This is a genomic window from Rhizobacter sp. Root1238 (assembly GCF_001425825.1).
Taxonomy (GTDB): Bacteria; Pseudomonadota; Gammaproteobacteria; order Burkholderiales; family Burkholderiaceae_C; genus Rhizobacter.
This window is the reverse complement of the sequence record NZ_LMDM01000001.1, coordinates 411,171-427,190: the sequence shown is the minus strand read 5'-3', so window position 1 is coordinate 427,190 and position 16,020 is coordinate 411,171. Positions and strand designations below refer to the sequence as shown.

At 70.3% G+C, this 16,020-nt stretch carries 17 protein-coding genes; 9 read left to right on the top strand and 8 right to left on the bottom strand.

The features are described 5' to 3' along the window. Nucleotides 1-13 precede the first annotated feature (13 nt). Together ASC98_RS02015 and ASC98_RS02010 are read right to left on the bottom strand one after the other, a co-directional pair. The gene (locus ASC98_RS02015; protein ID WP_056803722.1) at nucleotides 14-943 is read right to left on the bottom strand and encodes a dihydrodipicolinate synthase family protein; all 930 of its coding nucleotides are present in this window, start codon (nucleotides 941-943) and stop codon (nucleotides 14-16) included. Nucleotides 944-1,024: 81 nt separating this feature from the next. After that, nucleotides 1,025-1,465 (bottom strand): RbsD/FucU family protein, encoded by a 441-nt coding sequence (locus ASC98_RS02010; protein ID WP_056803720.1) that lies wholly within the window; start codon nucleotides 1,463-1,465, stop codon nucleotides 1,025-1,027. Nucleotides 1,466-1,593: 128 nt separating this feature from the next. Between ASC98_RS02010 and ASC98_RS02005 the strand changes: the two genes are divergently transcribed. From ASC98_RS02005 to ASC98_RS01980, 6 genes are read left to right on the top strand one after another with little or no spacing between them, the layout of a single operon-like run. Beyond that, a complete protein-coding gene (locus ASC98_RS02005; RefSeq protein WP_056803717.1) occupies nucleotides 1,594-2,832 on the top strand; it encodes a fumarylacetoacetate hydrolase family protein in 1,239 nt (412 codons plus the stop codon). Next, on the top strand, nucleotides 2,829-3,620 hold the full coding sequence (locus tag ASC98_RS02000; RefSeq protein ID WP_056803714.1) for an ATP-binding cassette domain-containing protein: 792 nt from the start codon (nucleotides 2,829-2,831) through the stop codon (nucleotides 3,618-3,620). Before ASC98_RS02005 ends, ASC98_RS02000 begins: the two co-directional genes overlap by 4 nt. Nucleotides 3,621-3,622: 2 nt before the next feature. Beyond that, complete coding sequence (locus ASC98_RS01995) at nucleotides 3,623-3,844, top strand: hypothetical protein (protein WP_056803710.1); 222 nt, start codon at nucleotides 3,623-3,625, stop codon at nucleotides 3,842-3,844. Between the two features lies 1 nt (nucleotide 3,845). Next, nucleotides 3,846-4,142 (top strand): type II toxin-antitoxin system RelE/ParE family toxin, encoded by a 297-nt coding sequence (locus tag ASC98_RS01990; protein WP_056803707.1) that lies wholly within the window; start codon nucleotides 3,846-3,848, stop codon nucleotides 4,140-4,142. A gap of 38 nt (nucleotides 4,143-4,180) precedes the next feature. Further along, a complete protein-coding gene (locus ASC98_RS01985) occupies nucleotides 4,181-5,662 on the top strand; it encodes an ABC transporter substrate-binding protein (RefSeq protein ID WP_056803704.1) in 1,482 nt (493 codons plus the stop codon). Next, nucleotides 5,659-7,050 (top strand): amidase, encoded by a 1,392-nt coding sequence (locus ASC98_RS01980; RefSeq protein WP_056803701.1) that lies wholly within the window; start codon nucleotides 5,659-5,661, stop codon nucleotides 7,048-7,050. Before ASC98_RS01985 ends, ASC98_RS01980 begins: the two co-directional genes overlap by 4 nt. A gap of 6 nt (nucleotides 7,051-7,056) precedes the next feature. Here the strand turns inward: ASC98_RS01980 and ASC98_RS01975 are convergent, their stop codons facing one another. The 3 genes from ASC98_RS01975 to ASC98_RS01965 all read right to left on the bottom strand — a co-directional run bounded on the left by ASC98_RS01975 (nucleotide 7,057) and on the right by ASC98_RS01965 (nucleotide 8,919). Next, entirely contained in the window at nucleotides 7,057-7,698 is a 642-nt protein-coding gene (locus tag ASC98_RS01975) for a glutathione S-transferase family protein (protein WP_056803699.1), read from the bottom strand. Between the two features lie 63 nt (nucleotides 7,699-7,761). Further along, nucleotides 7,762-8,472 carry a YafY family protein gene (locus ASC98_RS01970; RefSeq protein ID WP_056803696.1) on the bottom strand — a complete coding sequence of 237 codons (711 nt, stop codon included), beginning with the start codon at nucleotides 8,470-8,472 and terminating at the stop codon, nucleotides 7,762-7,764. Between the two features lie 63 nt (nucleotides 8,473-8,535). Continuing rightward, complete coding sequence (locus ASC98_RS01965) at nucleotides 8,536-8,919, bottom strand: VOC family protein (RefSeq protein ID WP_235581139.1); 384 nt, start codon at nucleotides 8,917-8,919, stop codon at nucleotides 8,536-8,538. An 82-nt stretch (nucleotides 8,920-9,001) separates the two neighbouring features. Here ASC98_RS01965 and ASC98_RS01960 point away from each other — a divergent pair, with 82 nt between their 5' ends. After that, on the top strand, nucleotides 9,002-10,318 hold the full coding sequence (locus ASC98_RS01960; RefSeq protein ID WP_056803693.1) for an Nramp family divalent metal transporter: 1,317 nt from the start codon (nucleotides 9,002-9,004) through the stop codon (nucleotides 10,316-10,318). A 43-nt stretch (nucleotides 10,319-10,361) separates the two neighbouring features. Here the strand turns inward: ASC98_RS01960 and ASC98_RS01955 are convergent, their stop codons facing one another. The 3 genes from ASC98_RS01955 to ASC98_RS01945 all read right to left on the bottom strand — a co-directional run bounded on the left by ASC98_RS01955 (nucleotide 10,362) and on the right by ASC98_RS01945 (nucleotide 13,192). After that, a complete protein-coding gene (locus ASC98_RS01955) occupies nucleotides 10,362-10,751 on the bottom strand; it encodes a hypothetical protein (protein ID WP_157597850.1) in 390 nt (129 codons plus the stop codon). 160 nt (nucleotides 10,752-10,911) lie between these two features. Beyond that, entirely contained in the window at nucleotides 10,912-12,414 is a 1,503-nt protein-coding gene (glpK, locus tag ASC98_RS01950) for a glycerol kinase GlpK (protein WP_056803687.1), read from the bottom strand. Nucleotides 12,415-12,427: 13 nt separating this feature from the next. Continuing rightward, nucleotides 12,428-13,192, bottom strand: a complete 765-nt coding sequence (locus ASC98_RS01945; protein ID WP_056803684.1) for a DeoR/GlpR family DNA-binding transcription regulator — start codon at nucleotides 13,190-13,192, stop codon at nucleotides 12,428-12,430. Between the two features lie 36 nt (nucleotides 13,193-13,228). On the opposite strand from ASC98_RS01945, the gene glpD reads away from it, so the two are divergent. Both glpD and ASC98_RS01935 read left to right on the top strand, forming a co-directional pair. Beyond that, the gene (glpD, locus tag ASC98_RS01940) at nucleotides 13,229-14,959 is read left to right on the top strand and encodes a glycerol-3-phosphate dehydrogenase (RefSeq protein WP_082541807.1); all 1,731 of its coding nucleotides are present in this window, start codon (nucleotides 13,229-13,231) and stop codon (nucleotides 14,957-14,959) included. Beyond that, complete coding sequence (locus ASC98_RS01935; protein ID WP_056803678.1) at nucleotides 14,950-16,020, top strand: ABC transporter ATP-binding protein; 1,071 nt, start codon at nucleotides 14,950-14,952, stop codon at nucleotides 16,018-16,020. Before glpD ends, ASC98_RS01935 begins: the two co-directional genes overlap by 10 nt.

Genomic DNA, 16,020 nt, shown 5'->3' with positions numbered 1-16,020 from the left:
TTCCTTGTTCGGATCAGTCCACGTCGACATCCAGCGCGATCGGCTTCAGCGCATGCTGCAGCGTGTGCATCTGGTCCGTCGTCAGCGCCACCAGCGGCGCCCGCACCCGCAACCAGCCGGGTTCGCCGCTCAGGGCCGCCATGATGCCCTTCAATGCGGGGGTCAGCGCATACGGGCCGAGCATCGCGAGCAGCAGCCGCACCCGCGACACGTCGTGCGGCGTGTTCGGCGCGTCGGGCCGGCCGGCCAGCCGCTGCACCACGTGCGGCATGAAATTGGCCAGCCCGCTGACGGCCCCGGTGCTGCCGCGCCGCGCCAGCTCGGGCAGGTCGGGCTCGTGGCCGGCGGTGACCATCAGCGTCTCGTTGAAGGCATCGGCCAGCGCCAGCGTGTGCGCGGTGTCGCCGCTGCTGTCCTTGATGCCGACGATGGTCTGCGGGTACAGGCGCTTCAGCGTCTCGACCACCTTGCGCGAGAGCCCGACGCCGCTCACCTGCGGGATGTGGTACAGGTAAAGCCGCAGTCGGTCGTCGGCCGCGCCGTCGATCACCTGGCGGTAGCAGTCGATCACGCCCTGGTCGCTGACGCCCTTCAGGAAGAACGGCGGCATCATCAGGCAGCCGTGCGCGCCGATCGCCAGCGCATGGCGCGTCAGCGCCAGCGTGTCGGGCAGCGCGGCGCAGCTGGTGGACACCAGGATCTGCGACGCCGGCACGCCTTCGCCGACCAGCGCGTCGACCGCGTCGCGGCGCTCGTCGACCGAGAACGACGGCCCCTCGCCGGTGGTGCCGAACGGCACCACGCCGCCGCAGCCCTTGGCATGCACCAGCGCGCGGGCGTGCAGCCCGAAGCGGTGCAGGTCGATGCCGAGGTCGGGTTTCAGCGGCGTCAGCAGCGCCGGCCAGATGCCGTGGAAGGAGGCGGTTGCGGCAGGAATCGTCATGATCTTCTCCCGTCAATGGGAGCGGATGACGGCGCGGCTCCCGTCGCGCCAGAAACGAACGTCGGATCGGCAGGCGGTTCGTCAGTCGGTGGCCACCACCCCCTTGCGCAGCAGCAGGTTGCCGTATTTGCGCTGCTCGCCGGTGCGCAGGATCAGGAAGGCGCGCTTCGCCTGCTCGTAGAACGCGAAGCGCTCCAGCGTGGCCGGCTCGCGTTCGCCGGCGGCCCGCAGCAGCTGATGGAATTCGGCGACCGGCGGCGGCACTGCACGCGCATCGCCGACGACCTGCATCGTCCAGGCGCATTGCGGCACGAAGGTGTCGAGCGGAAAGAGCGGCAGCAGCGCCGCCAGCACGGCCGGGGCATCGGCGCCGGCGACCTGCACCAGCCGCGCACCGGCCTGCTGCGCCACCTGGGCGGCGGGGAAATTCGCGTCCACAATCGCCAGGTCGTCGCCGTGGCCCATGCTGGCCAGCGCGTGCAATGCATCGGGCGTCAGCAACGGCGATATCGTCTTGAGCATCGGGACTTCCTTCGCTTTCTTTGTGGGACAGCGGTGCCTGACACGCCAAGTGTCATGGTAAGCGCCGGCCCCGCAGCGTTCAGCGGGACAAACCCTTCTGCCCTGTCAACCCAGCCGCGAGAGCCTCCATGAGCATTCCGAACAGCAGTCCCACCAGCGCCCCCAGGAGCATCCAGTTCCCGCCGCTGCCGTTGCAGGTGGCCGAGTCGCTGCCGCACGACGCCCGGCGCGCCACGCTGGTGGGCCGGCTGTGGGTGCCCGGCGCCGGGCCGACGCTGGTCACGCTGGCCGGCGATGACCTGCACGACCTGTCGACGGTGGCCGCCACCAGCAGCCAGCTGCTGGAGCTCGACGACCCGGTGTTCGCGGTGCAGTCGGCGCTGCGCAACGGCCAGGCGCCGCGCATCGCGTCCTATGAAGCCTCGCTCGCCAACAGCGACGAATCGCTGCGCGACGGCACCCAGGCCTGGCTGATGGCGCCGTGCGACCTGCAGCCGGTGAAGGCGAGCGGCGTCACCTTCATCGCCAGCCTGCTGGAGCGGGTGATCGAGGAGCAGGCGCGCGGCGATGCGTCGCGCGCCGACGCGATCCGCCGCTCGCTGACCGGCATCCTCGGCAACAACCTCGCCGGCATCGTGCCCGGCTCGGCCCAGGCGGCGCAGGTCAAGGAGGTGCTGATTGCGCAGGGCGCCTGGTCGCAGTACCTGGAGGTCGGCATCGGCCCCGACGCCGAGGTGTTCACGAAGGCGCCGCCGATGGCCGCGGTCGGCACCGGCGCCGATGTCGGCCTGCACCCCGGCTCGTCGTGGAACAACCCGGAGCCCGAGGTGGTGCTCGCGATCGACAGCCGCGGGCAGGTGCGCGGCGCGACGCTCGGCAACGACGTGAACCTGCGCGATTTCGAAGGCCGCAGCGCGCTGCTGCTCGGCAAGGCCAAGGACAACAACGCGTCGTGCGCGATGGCGCCGTTCATCCGCCTGTTCGATGCGAACTTCACGATCGACGACCTGCGCCGCTGCGAGATCGCGCTGCGCGTGATCGGGCCGGACGGTTTCCGCGTCGAAGCCCGCGACACGCTCGCGAAGATCAGCCGCGACCCGCTCGACCTGGCGGCGCAGGCGATCGGCCCGCACCACCAGTACCCGGACGGGCTGATGCTGTTCCTCGGCACCATGCTCGCGCCGACGCAGGACCGCATGGGCCCGGGCCAGGGTTTCACGCACGTGGTGGGCGACGTGGTCACGGTGTCGTCGCCGGCCTTCGGCGCGCTGGTCAACCGGGTGCGCCGCTGCGACGAGATCGCGCCGTGGCGCTTCGGGCTGACCGCGCTGATGCGCAGCCTGGCGGCGCGCCAGCTGCTGGCGTGAGCCTGCCTGGCAACGGCGCTCCGCTGCTCGCGCTGGAGCAGGTGACGCGGCGCTACACGCTGCCGCGCGAGCGGCTGCTGCAGCCGGCGCCGGTGGTCGACGCGCTGCGCGGCGTCAGCCTGCAGCTGCAGGCCGGGCACAACCTGGGCGTCGTCGGGGAATCAGGGTCGGGCAAGTCGACGCTCGCGCGCATCGCGATGGCGCTGGAGCCGCCGAGCAGCGGGCGGGTGCTGTTCGACGGGCGCGACCTGAACGCGCTGGCGCCGGGCGCACTGCGCGCGGCGCGGCGCGATTTCCAGATGGTGTTCCAGGATCCGTATGGCTCGCTGGACCCGCGGCAGCGCGTCGGCCGCATCGTCGCCGAGCCGCTGCCCGCCGGCGCGCCCGATGCGGCCGGGCAGGTGGCCGAGGCGCTGGAGGCGGTCGGGCTGCGCGCCTCGGACGCCGACCGCCATCCGCACGAATTCTCCGGCGGCCAGCGCCAGCGCATCGCGATCGCGCGGGCGCTGGTGACGCGGCCGAAGCTGATCGTTGCCGACGAGCCGGTCAGCGCGCTCGACGTCTCGGTGCAGGCCCAGGTGCTGAACCTGATGGGCGACCTGCAGCAGCGCTTCGGCATGACCTACCTGCTGATCAGCCACGACCTCGCGGTGGTCGACCACCTGTGCGCGCAGGTGCTGGTGATGCGCGACGGCGAGGTCGTCGAACGCGGCGCATCGGACGAGGTGTTCCGCGCGCCGCAGCACCCGTACACGCGTGCGCTGGTGTCGGCTGCGAGTACCATCTGAGCATGCAAGTCACCACTGGAAAAGTGATCGGCGGAAAGGTCGTCGTTGACGGCGTGCCGCTGGTCGAAGGCTCGACCGTCACCGTGCTGTCGCGTGAGTCGAAGGTGCCCTTTACCTTGTCGCCCGAAGACGAGCGCGAGTTGCGGGAGGCAGTGGCCGAGATCGAACGCGGTGACTTCGTCACGCCCGAGCAGTTGAACGAGAGCCTGCGTCAGTTCGATTGAGATGGCGCTGCGCGTCAATATTTCCACCCGCGCCGGTTCGCAGATTCGCCAGGTTGCGGCTTGGTGGGCCGAGAACCGGACCAAAGCCCCCGGGGCGGTGCGTGAAGATTTAGGGGAAGCACTCGCGCTGCTGGCCCATCAACCCTTTCTCGGAAGCCCCTGCGCCAGCATCGGCACGCCCGAGCTTCGTCGCCTGCTGCTGGGCCGACTCCGGTACTTTCTCTACTACCGCGTGACCGACAAAACGGTGGATATCCTGGCGTTCTGGCACGCCAGCCGCGAGCCGCCCGGCATCTGACTCACCGACAGACCGATCCTTGCGCACGGAATGATCCGATGAACTCGACCCTCAAGACCACCGCCACGCTGCTGCTGTTCGCCGCGACGCTCGCCACCGCCCAGTCCCGCAAGGACAGCGCCGTCATCGGCATCACGCTCGAACCGCCCGGGCTCGATCCGACCACCTCGGCGGCGGCGTCGATCGGCGAGATCGTCCACTACAACGTGCTCGAGGGCCTGACGAAGATCAACGTCGACGGCAGCGTGACGCCGTTGCTGGCCGACAGCTGGAGCATCGACCCCGACGGCAGGCTCTACACCTTCAAGCTCAAGAAGGGCGTGCGCTTCCACGACGGCGAGGCCTTCGATGCGTCGGACGTCAAGTTCAGCTTCGAGCGCGCCCGCGCCGAAGGCAGCACCAACAAGGCGAAGAAGACGGTGTTCGACAACATCACCCGCATCGAGACGCCGGATGCGCAGACGGTGGTGCTGGTGCTCGCGAAGGCCGATGGCAACCTGCTGTTCCGCCTCGGCGAGAACACCGCGGTGATCCTCGACCCGAAGAGCGCCGCCGGCACGGCGACGAAGCCGGTGGGCACCGGCCCGTTCCGCTTCGAGAGCTGGTCTCGCGGCACCGCGGTGGTGCTGTCGCGCTGGGACGGCTACCGCAACGCCGCCGCGATCAAGCTGAAGAAGGTGAGCTTCCGCATCATCAACGACCCGGCCGCGCAATCGGCCGCGCTGCTGGCTGGCGACGTCGACGCGTTCCCGCGTTTCCAGGCGGCGCAAAGCCTTGCCCAGTTCCAGAACGACCCGCGCTTCACCGTCGCGATCGGCGGCACCGAAGGCAAGACCCTCGTCGCGATCAACAACAAGCGCAGGCCCTTCGACGACGTGCGCGTGCGCCGCGCGATCGCGATGGCGATCGACCGGCAGGCGGTGATCGCCGGCGCGATGGAAGGCCACGGCGCGCCGATCGGCAGCCACCTGGTGCCCAGCGATGCCGGCTACGTCGACCTGACCGGCGTGAACCCGTACAACCCCGACAAGGCGCGCGCGCTGCTGAAGGAGGCCGGCGTCGCGACGCCGCTGAACGTGACGCTGTCGCTGCCCCCGCCGCAGTACGCGCGCAAGGGCGGGGAGATCGTCGCGGCGCAGCTGGCCAAGGTCGGCATCGTCGCGAAGATCGACAACGTCGAATGGGCGCAGTGGCTGGCCGGCCCGTTCAAGGGCAGCTTCGACCTGACGATCATCAGCCACGTCGAGCCGCTCGATTTCGCGGTGTACGCCGACCCGTCGTACTACTTCGGCTACGACGGCAAGGCCTACGCCGGGATCGTCGCGAAGTACGACGCCAGCACCAGCGCGAAGGAGCGGCTGAAGCTGCTCGGCGACGCGCAGCGCCGGCTCGCCGGTGACGCGGTCAACGCCTGGCTGTTCCAGCTGCCGCAGTTCCTAGTCGCCAACAAGCGGCTGAAGGGGCTGTGGAGCAGCTCGCCGGTGTTCGCGAACGACATGGGCGCGGTGAGCTGGCAATGAATGCGCTCGCGCAGTTGGGTGCCGTGGAGCTGCTGGCCGCCTACGCGGCGCGCACGCTGTCGCCGGTCGAGGTGACGCGCGCGGTGCTCGCGAACATCGAGGCCTGGGAGCCCCGGCTGTGCGCGACCTATGCGCTCGACGCGGCGGCGGCGCTCGCGCAGGCCGAGGCCTCGCAGGCGCGCTGGCTCGCGAACGCACCGCTCGGCGCGCTCGACGGCGTGCCGGCGATGATCAAGGAGAACATCGCGACCCGCGGCACGCCGGTGCCGCTGGGCACCGCCGCCACCGAGCTGGTGCCGGCCGCGGCCGATGCGCCGCCGGCCGCGCGGCTGCGCGAGGCCGGCGCGGTGATCCTCGGCAAGACGACGATGCCCGACTACGGGATGCTGTCGTCCGGGCTGTCGAGCTTCCACCCGCTGGCGCGAAACCCGTGGGACCTGCGCCGCAACCCGGGCGGCAGCAGCGCCGGCGCCGCCGCGGGCGCGGCAGCGGGCTACGGGCCGCTGCACGTCGGCACCGACATCGGCGGCTCGGTGCGGCTGCCGGCCGGCTGGTGCGGGATCTTCACGCTGAAGCCGAGCCTCGGCCGCATCCCGATCCAGCCGCCGTATGCCGGCCGCGTCGCCGGGCCGATGACGCGGACGGTCGCCGATGCGGCGCTGATGATGGGCGTGCTGTCGCAGCCCGATCCCGGCCTGCGCGACACGATGAACCTGCCGTACCAGGACATCGCGTGGGGGCAGCTCGACCGCCCGCTGCGCGGCCTGAAGCTCGGCCTGCTGATGGACGCCGGCTGGGGCCTGCCGGTCGAGCCGGAGGTGCGGGCGGCGGTCGAGGCCGCGGCGCGTGCCTTCGAGAGCGCGGGCGCGATCGTCGAGCTGGTCGCACCGTTCATGACGCGCGAGATGATCGACGGCATGGACCGCTTCTGGCGCTGCCGTGCGTGGACGGACATCGCGGCGCTGCCCGAGGCGCGGCGCGCCAAGGTGCTGCCCTTCATCGTCGAGTGGGCGCGCGGCGGTGCGGCGCTGAGCGGCGCGCAGGTGTTCCACGGCTACAGCCAGATGGGCGCGATGCGCGAGGCGGCCGTCGCGGCCTGCCGTCCGTTCGACGCGCTGCTGTCGCCGACCGCGCCGATCCCGGCCTTCGCCGCCGAGCTGCCCTGCCCGACCAACGACCCGGCGCGGCCGTTCGAGCACATCGCGTTCACGCTGCCGTACAACATGAGCGAGCAGCCGGCCGCCAGCATCAACTGCGGCTACACCGGCGACGGCCTGCCGATCGGGCTGCAGATCATCGGCGCGCGGCACGACGACCTGGGCGTGCTGCAGCTGGCGCGGGCCTGGGAGCAGATGCGGCCGGCGCAGCGGGCGTGGCCCACGCCCTGAGCCCGCTCAGACCAGTGGCGGCTGCAAACCCTCGCTCGCCAGCATCCGCTGCACCGCCGGCCGCGCCAGCACGCGCTGCAGATGCGCCCCGAGCGCCGGCAAGGTGCGCGCCGGCCGGTGGAAGCCGCGCGTCCACCGGCACAGCATCAGCGCGTACAGGTCGATCGCGCTGAATGCATCGCCGAGCAGCCACGGCTTGCCGTGCGACGCGAGCTCGGCCTCGAGCAGGTCGACCAGCGCGCCGACGCGCGCCTCGGCGCAGTCCTTCACCTGCGGCACCGCGTCGGCATCGCGCACATAGCGGTCCGGGTAGAAGTACGTGATCAGCGCCGGCTGCAGCGAGTTGGTCAGCCACATCAGCCACTTGTAGAAATGCGCCCGCTGCGGCGTGCCGACGGCCGGCGCCAGGCCGCTCTGCGGGTGCGCGTCGAGCAGGTGCAGGCAGATTGCCGCGGCCTCGTACAGCACCAGCTCACCATCGACCAGCACCGGGATCAGCCCGTTCGGGTTCAGCTTCAGGTACTCGGGCGAGCGCAGCGCGCCCTTCTCGCGTTCGACGCGCACGAGCTCGAATGGAATGCCGAGCTCTTCGAGCAGCATGTGGGGCGCCATGCTGGCATTGCCGGGAAAGTAATACAGCTGGATCATGGGGAGGCCGGGTGGGTGCGGAACCCGGCATCTTAAGAGCCCGCCGTGCCCGGCGGACCCCGCTCAGGCCGCGCTCGCGTTGCGGTGCGCCTCGGCCGCGGCCTCGTTGTGGCGGAACAGGTCGGCCAGCGTCTTGCCCGGCTCGTCGCGGAATGCGCTGTCGGTGACGATCAGCTGCCGGATGCGGTCGACGCGGAAGCTGCGGAAGCTCTCTCGCGTCTCGCACCACGCGGCCAGCGTCCACACCGCACCCCAGTAGAAGCAGCCGAGCGGCCGCACCGTGCGTTCGGTGCCGACCTCTTTCAGGTCGACGTACTGCAGCTCGACACGGCGGCGCGATTCGGCGGCCAGCCGCAGCAGCTCCAGGTGCGAACGCGCCTGCGGGTCGAAGTCGAAGGTGGGTGCATACAGCGCGAGGCTTTCGGCGGCCGCGCGGGCCGCACTGGGCAGCACCGACAGGATCTTCGACAACGCGGCATCGGCACGCGCCGCCAGTGCCGCATCGATGCGCGGCTGGGCGATGCGCACCGCCGCCACCAGCGCCTGCGCCTCCTCGCCGCTGAACATCAGCGGCGGCAGGTCGAAGCCGGCCCGCATGCGGTAGCCGACCCCCGCCTCGCCTTCGATCGGCACGCCCTGCAGCTGCAGGTCGGCGACATCGCGGTACACCGTGCGCGCCGACACCTCGAGCCGCTCGGCGATGAACTCGGCGGTGGTCAGGCGCCGCCCGCGCACGAGCTGCACCAGCTGGAACAAGCGGTCGGCGCGGCGCATCAGTGGGGGAGGCCTTCGTGGGGCCGGTGGGTGGCGTTCATCGACGTCTCCTGGGCGCGCATGCTACGCCAGTGCGTGCAGCCCGATGCGGTTGCCTTCGCTGTCGGCGATGTGGGCGAAGCAGCCCATGTCGCCCGGCAGCGTGACCTTCGGCGTGGTGATGGCGCCGCCGGCGGCCTGCACGCGGTCGAGCACCGCATCGAGCGACGGCTGCGCGTTCAGGTAGACGATGGTGCCGCCCTGCGACGGCGGCGCGACACGGTCGCCGGCGATCAGGCAGCCGCCGACGCCGGGCTCGTCGTAGCCGAATACGGCCAGCGTCACGTCGCCCATCGGCTCGCGGCGCAGCGTCGTCGCGAAGAGCTTCTCGTAGAAGGCCTGGGCCCGGTCGAGGTCGGTGACCGGGATCTCGAACCAGTTGAGGGCGCTGCGGATGGTGTCGGTCATGGCGGGTCTCCAGAACAGGAGCCGCGATGCTGCGCGGCGACTGCTGACAACGTCGTGTCAGCAGCCCGGCAGAATGCGGCCCATGTTTTCGTTGCCACGCACCGCCACCGCCCCGTTCTGCCCGTCCGAAGTGCGCGGCAGCATCGCGATCCCCGCCACGGCCCCGACGTGGCGCAAGCTGCTGCGGGTGGCTGGCCCGGGCCTGCTGGTGTCGGTCGGCTACATGGACCCCGGCAACTGGGCGACCGACATCGAGGCCGGCTCGCGCTACGGCTACGCGCTGCTGTGCGTCGTGCTGCTGTCCAGCCTTGCGGCGATGCTGCTGCAGACGCTGAGCCTGCGCCTCGGCCTGGTGGCCCGCAAGGACCTCGCACGCGCCTGCCGCGACCACTACCCGAAGGCAACCAGCCGCGTGCTGTGGATCCTGGCCGAACTCGCGATCGTCGCGTGCGACGTCGCCGAGGTGCTGGGCAGCGCGCTCGCACTGCACCTGCTGTTCGGCGTGTCGCTCGTCACCGGCATCGTGATCACCGCGTTCGACACGCTGGTCGTGCTCGGGCTGAAGGGCAAGGGCTTCCGGCAGGTCGAGGCGATCGTGCTCGGGCTGATCGTCACGATCGGCGTCTGCTACGCGGTCGAGCTTGCAATGGTCGGGCCCGACTGGCGGGCGGTGGCGCAGGGCTTCGTGCCGCGGCTGTCAGCGATCGAGAACCCGCAGGCGCTGTACCTCGCGATCGGCATCCTTGGTGCCACCGTGATGCCGCACAACCTGTACCTGCATTCGTCGATCGTGCAGACACGCCATGTCGCCGGCGGCGACGCCGCGAGGCGCGAGGCGATCGGCTTGTCGACACTGGACACCATCGTGTCGCTGTCGCTCGCGCTGCTGGTGAACGCGGCGATCCTGACGCTCGCGGCCTCGGCCTTCAACGGCAGCGGGCACACCGAGGTCACCGAGATCCAGGACGCCTACCACCTCCTCGACCCGCTGGTCGGCGGCGTGTTCGCGTCGGTGCTGTTCGGCGTGGCGCTGCTCGCGGCCGGGCAGAGCTCCACCTTCACCGGCACCATCGCCGGGCAGGTGCTGATGGAAGGCTTCCTCGACCTGAAGATGCCGTGCTGGCAGCGCCGGCTGATCACGCGCGGCCTCGCGCTGCTGCCCGCGCTGGGCGGCGTGCTGTGGCTCGGCGAGGCGGGTGTCGGCAAGCTGCTGGTGGCCAGCCAGGTGGTGCTGAGCTTCCAGCTGCCGTTCGCGATCTGGCCGCTGATCCGCTTCACCAGCGACCGTGCTCTGATGGGATCGTTTGCCAACGGACCGTGGCTGAAGGCCGGCGCGTGGACGCTGTTCGTTCTGATCAGCGTGGCCAACCTGTGGCTGGTGTCGGCGCTCTGGCGCTGAAAAGGCACGTGGTTGAGGTTCACTCCACCACGGGGGTCCGCGTTCAGTTCAACGGCTCGAAGTCGGAAGGGCTGCGTTCACGCTTGCTCCAGACATGCCGTACCAGCCGCTCGGCGCCGACGCCCAGTGCGAACAGCACCGGCAGCGTGCCGCCGCCCACCCCCAGATAGGCATTGCGCCAGCTGGTGCAATCCATCACCCAGCCGAGCCCGACATGGTCGAGCACCCACGTCTGCGGCGCGAGCGGATACCACAGCCAGGTGCGATGCCACTCGGTCGTTGCCGCGCTCAGTCCACCGGCCATCCAGATGCAGGTGACGCACAGGTACAGGTAGAGCACGCACAGCACGAAGCCGGTCCAGCACATCCTCCATCGGGGCCACCGCCTGCCGGCGGGTGCTGTCGGGGTTTTCAGTGCTTGGGCTTGCGTCATCGTCTGCTCCTTGGACCCGGGGACCGGGGATGGGCGCAGAGCTTGGAGACGCTTTGTGCAGGGAAATTGCAGATGGGCATGCCGTCGCGAGATGGCGCCATGCTTGATTTAGATGGCCGGCGCGGCCGGCGGCACGCGACGCTGCGCGCAGCGCACTCGCTCAGCTCGCCGTCGTCTGCCGCACCGCGTGCTCCCACTCGCCCATCAACGCCTGCGCGCGCTCGCGCGACATCGTCGGGTGGAAGGTGCGCTCGACCTGCCACTGCCGTGCCAGTTCGTCGAGACCGCTGTAGACGCCGCACGACAGCCCCGCCAGCGAGGCCGCGCCGAGCGCGGTCGTCTCGATCACCTTCGGCCGCACCACCGGGATGCCCAGCAAATCGGCCTGGAATTGCATCAACAAGTTGTTGACGCAAGCACCACCGTCGACGCGCAACTCGCTGACCGGCGCGCCACCCGCCGCCACCGCATCGCGCCCCATCGCCTGCAGCAACGCCGCGCTCTGGAACGCGATGCTCTCCAGCGCTGCGCGCGCGATGTGCGCCACTGTCGTGCCGCGCGTCAACCCGACGATCGCACCGCGCGCATCGGCCTTCCAGTACGGCGCACCCAGGCCGGTGAAGGCCGGCACGAACATCACGCCGCCGGCGTCGGGCACGCTCTCGGCGAGCGACTGCACTTCGCTGCTTGCCTTGATCGCGTTCAGCCCGTCGCGCAGCCACTGCACCACCGCACCGCCGATGAAGACGCTGCCTTCGAGCGCGAACTCGGTCTGCGCCGTCGGTTGCGCCGCGCTGGTGGTGATCAGCCCGTTGGTCGAGGTCTGGAACTGTGCGCCGGTGTGCATCAGCATGAAGCAGCCGGTGCCGTAGGTGTTCTTCGCGAGCCCGGCGCGAAAGCAGGCCTGCCCGAACAGCGCGCTCTGCTGGTCGCCGGCCACGCCGCCGATCGGCAGCGAGGCGCCGAGCAACTCGGCCTTCGTGTGGCCGTACACGTGGCTCGACGGGAACACCTCGGGCAGCACCTCGCGCGGTACGTCGAGCAGTTGCAGCAGCTCGTCGTCCCAGGCATTGCGGCGCACGTTCAGCAGCAGCGTGCGCGATGCGTTGCTGACGTCGGTGGCATGCACCGCGCCGCCGGTCAGGTGCCACATCAGCCACGAATCGACGGTGCCGAAGGCCAGCTCGCCACGCGACGCCGCCTCGCGCGCGCCGCCCACGTGGTCGAGGATCCACTTCAGCTTGGTGCCCGAGAAGTAGGCGTCGATGATCAACCCGGTCTTCTCGCGGAAGGTGGCTTCGAGCCCGCGCTCGCGCAGCGCCGCGCAGGTCGGCTCGGCGCGGCGGTCCTGCCAGACGATCGCGTTGTACAGCGGCTCGCCGGTGCGGCGGTTCCACACCACCGTGGTCTCGCGCTGGTTCGTGATGCCGATCGACGCGATGTCGCGCGCCGCGATGCCGGCTTTCGCGAGCACCTCCTTCGCGGTCGCGAGCTGCGAGTGCCAGATCTCCATCGGATCGTGCTCGACCCAGCCCGGCTGCGGGTAGATCTGCCGGAACTCGCGTTGCGCCATCGCGACGATGGCGCCGGCGCGGTCGAACACGATGCTGCGCGAACTGGAGGTGCCCTGGTCGAGGGCCAGCAGGAAATTCGGAGTGCTCATGGCGGAAGAAGGGTCAGGCGGCGACCTCGCATTGGACGCCTGCGTCGGCCAGCAGGGAAGGGAAAGGTTCGGGCGGCGCCTGGTCGGTGAACAGCGCATCGATCTCGGCGAAGCCCGCCACCTGCACCATCGCCGGACGGTTGAACTTGCTGTGGTCCGCGGCCACCCACACCTGGCGCGACTGCTCGATGATCGCGCGCGCCACCTTGACCTCGCGGAAGTCGAAGTCGCGCAGCGTGCCGTCGCTCTCGATGCCGGAGATGCCGATCAGCCCGATGTCGACCTTGAACTGCTTGATGAAATCGACCGTCGCCTCGCCGACGATGCCGCGGTCGCGCGAGCGCACCACGCCGCCGGCCACGATCACCTCGCAGTCGGGGTTGTCCGACAGGATCGCCGCGACGTTCAGGTTGTTCGTGATCACGCGCAACCCCTTGTGCCGCACCAGCTCGCGCGCGATGGCCTCGGTGGTGGTGCCGATGTTCAGGATCAGCGAGCAGCCCTCGGGCACGCCCTGCGCCACGCTGCGCGCGATGCGCTGCTTGGCCTGCTCGTTGAGCTGCTGGCGCTGCCGGTAGGCGATGTTCTCGGTGGTCGAACTCGGCAGCCGCACGCCGCCGTGGAAGCGCGACAGCAGCCCGGCATCGGACAGCAGCTTCACGTCGCGCCGCACCGTCTGCAGCGTCACGCCGAACTGGTCCGACAGCGCCTCCACCGTCGCCGTGCCGCGCGCGCGCACCTCGTCGAGCAGCAGCGATTGGCGCGGGTTCGGGGTCATGGCGGCGGAGGGTACCGAAAGCCCGAACGAAAGCAGATGCTGGATTTCCTGGGTTGCATCGTTTTCGTTTTTCGCATAAAACGAAAAAAGAAGATCAGAAACGAACTTAAGCGAACAGTGCGTCGAACGACGCCACGAACAACAGCGCCGGACCGCCTTCGCGGTCGGCCAGGCGTCGATGGGCCAGGAGACCGAGTGTTGAACCAAGCTTTGCCGGGTGAAGTGGACGTGCTCGTCGTGGGCGGCGGCATCAATGGCGCCGGCATTGCCCGCGACCTGGCAGGCCGCGGCGTGCGGGTGCTGGTGTGCGAGAAGGACGACCTGGCGCAGCACACCTCGTCGGCGTCGACCAAGCTGATCCATGGCGGCCTGCGCTACCTGGAGTACTACGAGTTCTCGCTGGTGCGCAAGGCACTGGCCGAGCGCGAGGTGCTGCTGAAGGGCGCCCCGCACATCATGTGGCCGCTGCGCTTCGTGATGCCGCACGACGCCAGCATGCGGCCGGTGTGGATGATCCGCGCCGGGTTGTTCCTGTACGACCACCTGGCCAAGCGCGAGGTGCTGGCCGGTTCGCGCACGGTGTCGCTGCGCGAGCACCCGGCCGGCGCGCCGCTGAAGCCGCAGTACAAGCGCGGCTTCGTCTATTCCGACGGCTGGGTCGACGACGCGCGGCTGGTGGTGCTGAACGCCCGCGACGCGGCCGACCGCGGTGCGACGGTGCTGACGCGCTGGCGCTGCATCGATGCGCAGCGCGGCGACAACGCCTGGCGCGTCACGCTGCAGGCCGGCGACGGCCGCACGCACACGCTGACGGCTCGCGCGCTGGTGAACGCCGCCGGGCCGTGGGCGGCGCAGTTCCTCGCCGAAGGCACGCATGCGCCGCGCGCCCGCTCGCTGCGCCTGGTGAAGGGCAGCCACATCGTCGTGCGCAAGCTGTTCGACCACGACCACGCCTACATCTTCCAGAACCCGGACCGCCGCATCATCTTCGCGATCCCGTACCAGGACGGCGAGTTCACGCTGATCGGCACCACCGACGTCGAACACCACGGCGCGATCGGCGACGCGCGCATCGACGACAGCGAGATCGCCTACCTGTGCGAGCAGGCGAGCCGCTACTTTGCGAAGCCGGTGGTGCCGGCCGACGTGGTGTGGACGTATTCCGGCGTGCGGCCGCTGCTCGACGACGAGTCGGGCGATCCATCGGCCGTCACGCGTGACTACTCGCTGGAGCTCGACACCTCGAAGGCGCCCCTGCTGTCGGTGTGGGGCGGCAAGATCACCACCTTCCGCAAGCTGGCCGAAGAGGCCGCCGACCTGCTGGCCGCACCGCTCGGCAGCACCCGCGGCGCATGGACGGCCGGCGCCTTCCTGCCCGGCGGCGACCTCAGCGTGTGGATCGGCGACCCGCAGCGGCCCGACACCGACTTCGCGCGCTTCGAGCAGGCCTTCGCGCTGCGCCACCCGCAGCTGCCGGCGGCGATGCGCCACCGGCTCGCGCGCTGCTATGGCTCGCGCGTGCAGGAGCTGCTGGCCAACGGCGCCGGCGCCGAGGTGGTGCCCGGGCTGCACGAGGCCGAACTGAACTACCTGCACGACCACGAATGGGCGCGCGAGCCCGACGACGTGCTGTGGCGGCGCACCAAGCTCGGCCTGCACCTGACACCGGCCCAGCGCGAAGAGGTGGCCCGCTGGTGCGCGCAACACTGGCGCGGCACGCCCGGCGCGACGCCGCAGACGAGACCTTCGGAGACCTCATGGAATTGACGCTGGAGCGCATCGGCAAGCAGGTCGGTGCGCAGACCCACCTCTACCCGCTGGACCTGACCCTGGTCCCGCGCGCGGTGACCGTGCTGCTGGGCGCGACGCAGGCCGGCAAGACCTCGCTGATGCGCGTGATGGCGGGGCTGGACACGCCGACGCAGGGCCGTGTACTGGCCGATGGCCGCGACGTGACCGGGCTGCCGGTGCGCGAGCGCAACGTGTCGATGGTCTACCAGCAGTTCATCAACTACCCGTCGATGACGGTGGCCGACAACATCGCGTCGCCGCTGAAGCTGCGCGGCGAAAAAGGGATTGCCGAACGCGTGCAGGAGCTCGCGAAGCGCCTGCACATCGAGCCCTTCCTGAAGCGCTTGCCGGCCGAGCTGTCGGGCGGCCAGCAGCAGCGTGTGGCGCTGGCGCGGGCGCTCGCGAAGAAGGCACCACTGATGCTGCTCGACGAGCCGCTGGTGAACCTGGACTACAAGCTGCGCGAGGAACTGCGCGACGAGCTGTCGCAGCTGTTCGCGGCCGGCGAATCGACCGTCGTCTACGCGACCACCGAGCCGACCGAAGCGCTGCTGCTCGGCGGCTACACCGCGGTGATGGATGCCGGCGAGCTGCTGCAGTACGGCCCGACCGCCGAGGTGTTCCACCGCCCGCAGTCGATCCGCGTCGCGCGCGCGTTCAGCGACCCACCGATGAACCTGGTCGAGGGCACGCACGCGAGCATCGGCATCAGCCTGCAGGCGGGCGTGAACCTGTCGGTGCCGCTGCCGGCGTCGAGCACGCCGGCGCTGACCATCGGCATCCGCGCCAGTGCATTGCGCGTGCGCCAGCGCGACGGCGACATCGCGTTGAGCGGCAAGGTCGAGCTGGCCGAGATCTCCGGCTCCGACACCTTCGTGCACGTCGACACGCCGATCGGCGAGCTGGTGGCGCAGCTGACCGGCGTCCACCAGTTCACGCTCGGCGAATCGGTGACGCTGTACCTGAACGCGGCGCAAGTGCATGTGTTCGATTCGGCGGGCCAGCTGCTCGTCGCCCCGCAACGGGAAGGCACCTGA